The 2,916-nt window shown below is 75.9% G+C and carries 3 protein-coding genes and 2 pseudogenes; 2 read left to right on the top strand and 3 right to left on the bottom strand.

Annotation, left to right across the window (positions count from 1 at the left end):
- Nucleotides 1-202, top strand: a pseudogene (locus IH13_RS0132065) (ABC transporter permease); the annotation flags it as partial.
- 88 nt (nt 203-290) lie between these two features.
- Nucleotides 291-1,073: a DUF2567 domain-containing protein gene (locus tag IH13_RS0132060; RefSeq protein ID WP_031089934.1), complete on the top strand. Its 783-nt coding sequence runs from the start codon at nt 291-293 to the stop codon at nt 1,071-1,073.
- Nucleotides 1,074-1,146: 73 nt separating this feature from the next.
- Here the strand turns inward: IH13_RS0132060 and ybaK are convergent, their stop codons facing one another.
- From ybaK to IH13_RS0132045, 3 genes and pseudogenes are all read right to left on the bottom strand, one after another.
- Nucleotides 1,147-1,647 carry a Cys-tRNA(Pro) deacylase gene (gene ybaK, locus IH13_RS0132055; protein WP_031089933.1) on the bottom strand — a complete coding sequence of 167 codons (501 nt, stop codon included), beginning with the start codon at nt 1,645-1,647 and terminating at the stop codon, nt 1,147-1,149.
- A gap of 16 nt (nt 1,648-1,663) precedes the next feature.
- Nucleotides 1,664-2,449 (bottom strand): LON peptidase substrate-binding domain-containing protein, encoded by a 786-nt coding sequence (locus IH13_RS0132050; protein WP_031089931.1) that lies wholly within the window; start codon nt 2,447-2,449, stop codon nt 1,664-1,666.
- 11 nt (nt 2,450-2,460) lie between these two features.
- Nucleotides 2,461-2,916 (bottom strand): annotated as a pseudogene (locus IH13_RS0132045) (hypothetical protein); the annotation flags it as partial.

Raw genomic sequence — 2,916 nt, 5'->3', positions numbered from 1 at the left:
AGATGTGTATAAGAGACAGGGGCCGGTCGGCTGGGCGCGTGACCTGCTGCCGTCGACGTACGGGGTGGAGGCGTTGTCCCGGTCCTTCGACGCCCACCCGGACTGGGCGGTCGTGGCGCTGGACCTCGGGGTGTGCGCCGCGGTGGGTGTGCTGTCGCTGGCCGTGGCGACGTGGGCGTACCGGCGGGCCGCGGTGCGCTGACCGGTGGCGGGTGCCGCCGGGTGCGCCGGTCCGGCGGGCGTCCCGGTCCGGTGAGGCGTCCGCCTCGGCGGCCTGGCACGATGTCACCGTGACCGCACCGTTGACGCCGCCGCATCAGCCCGACCCCCGCGACCCGTGGCAGGCCCCGCCCCCCGGGTCCGGGTCGCACCTCGCCCCCGGCGGCCTCCTGCCGCCGACCGCGGCGGAGCGGCGTGCGGAGCTGGTGCAGGGCGCTCTGACCGCACTGCTGCTGACGGCCGCGGGGCTCGTGCTCGGCCTGCTGTGGCTGTGGCTGGCGCCGCGGGTCCCGCTGGTCTCCGACGACACGGCCGTGTACCTCAAGGACAGCGAGGGCGAGGAGGCCGTCGGGGCGGACGGCACCTTCGTGCTGCTGGCCCTCGGTCTCGGTCTGGTGTCCGCCGTGGCCGTCTTCTTCCTCCGCAGGCGCGGAGGCATCCCGCTGGTGGTGGGGCTCGCCCTCGGCGGGGTGCTCGGCTCGCTCCTCGCGTGGGGGGTCGGGACGTGGCTGGGGCCGACGTCCGACGTGGTGGCCCACGCCAAGGAGGTGGGCAAGGGCGTGACGTTCGACGCGCCGCTGGAGCTGCACGCGGTGGGGGCGGCGGTACTGGCCTGGCCGATCGCGGCGATGGTCGTGCACCTGCTGCTGACGTGGGTGTTCGGGCCGCGGGACCCCGAGCCGGAGTTCGAGTTCTGGGGGCAGGGGGAGGCGTTCGGGCCTGCGGCCGGGGCCGGACCCGCTGCCGGTACCGGGCCCGCGCCGGGTTCCGGGTCCGCGCCTTCCGGGCCCCTGCCCGGGGCCGGGGCCGACGGCGGCCCGAGCGCGGCGGACGGGTGGCCGCGGCGGTCCTAGCGGTGCGGGGGCACGGGGCGCCTGCGGCGGGCCCTGTCCCTCCGGCGAGCCCCCGGACCGGAGCCGTGCCCCGTCAGGCGCGGCCGATCGGGGCCGACACCGCCCGGGTCAGGTCCGTCAGCGCCGTGGGGGACAGCTCCACCTCCAGGCCGCGGCGGCCCGCCGAGACGCAGATCGTGGCGTGCTCCTGCGCCGAGGCGTCCAGCACCGTACGCAGGCGTCTGCGCTGGCCCAGCGGGGAGATGCCGCCCCGGACGTAGCCCGTGGTGCGTTCCGCGGACGCCGGGTCCGCCATCGCGGCCCGCTTGCCGCCCACCGCCGCCGCCAGTGCCTTCAGGTCCAGCGAACCCGCCACCGGTACGACCGCGACGACCAGCTCGCCGTCGACGTCGGCGACCAGGGTCTTGAACACCCGGTCCGGGGAGACGCCGAGCGCCTCGGCGGCCTCCTCGCCGTACGACGGGGACGACGGGTCGTGGTCGTAGGAGTGGACCGTGAACGCGGTGCCCGACGCGGTCAGCGCGACCGTCGCCGGGGTGCCGCCCGGCTGCTGCTTCTTCGGCTTCTTCGCCACGGCCGGGTTCCTCGGGTCAGTTGGGGTGGGTGGGGGCGCGGGTCAGGTCGGTGGCCGGCAGCGACGGCAGATGCCGGATGACGGCCGTCTCCCTGCGCAGCAGGGCGAGCTCCTCGCGCAGCCGCGTCGCCGTGTCCGGCGCCTGGAGCAGCCGCTGCTTCGTCGGTACGTCCAGTACGGTCGCCGCGGCCACCAGGTACGAGACGACGGACGGGTCGTCGGGCAGTTCCGCACCGGTGGCCAGGGAACGCTCACTGGCTCCGGCGAGCCGCTTCTGGTAGCCGCGGAAGGCCCGCAGGACGCCCTCGGAGAGGGCCGCGGCCTCCTCCTGCGCCGCCTTGCCCCCCGCCTCGTCGCCCTCGGCGGAGGGGTTCTCCGGGAGGTCCTCCACCTCGGCGGTCAGATAGGGGCCGCTCGCGTCGACCGAGAGCAGCCGGACCCGGACGGTGCCGGTCGCCAGGACCTCGTAGCTGCCGTCCGCCCGTTCCCTGATCTTGGCCGCGTCCGCGACGCATCCCACCCGGTGGAAGGCCTGGACCGGGTCGGGGCCGAAGCCCTCGCCCGGAGCGCGTTCGCCGGTTCCCGGAGCGGGGACCGAGTCGGGCATGCCCGTACCCGTACGGGCACTCTCGCGGCCGTCGCGGATCGCGACGACGACGAAACGGCGCGGCGCGTCCTCGTCGACCGTCGCAAGCTCGCGCATCATGGCGCGATAGCGCTCCTCGAAGACGTTGAGCGGCAGCACGAGGCCGGGGAACAGCACCGCGTTCAGCGGGAAGAGAGGCAGGCGAGCGGTGGTCACAGCGCTCAAGCCTAATGGCCGCGCGGCCCGCCGTGGCCGGGCCGTCCGCGCAGGGGGGTGGAAGAGGCCACCCGGAGCCGTACCGCCGCCCTGGTGTCGAGGAAACCGCCCAGCGCGTCGTCGGCCACCGACGCCCACGGGAACGACGTGGCGTACGGCCCGATGAGCCGGAACTGCTCCAGCGCCTCCTCCGTACGCTCCCGCGCCACCAGGACGCAGGCGAGGAGGTTGCGGACCTCGGCGGGCCAGGGATCGCCGGCGGGGAACCCCGCGGAGAACCCGATCGCGAGGTCGGCGGCGGCGTCGATCCGGTCCCTCTGCACGGGCGTGGCCCGCCCGGCGGCGTCGGCGTCGCTCAGCAGCGCGAACGCCGCGCGTACCGGCAGGGCCTGGACCAGCGAGTCGGCGACGGCGTCCTCGGCCGCCCGCTCGGCGAAGTCGAAGCACTCGCGGTGCGAGCCGTACCA

This window comes from Streptomyces sp. NRRL WC-3549, assembly GCF_000721935.1.
Taxonomy (GTDB): Bacteria; Actinomycetota; Actinomycetes; order Streptomycetales; family Streptomycetaceae; genus Streptomyces.
This window is presented reverse-complemented; position numbering and strand designations above follow the sequence as displayed.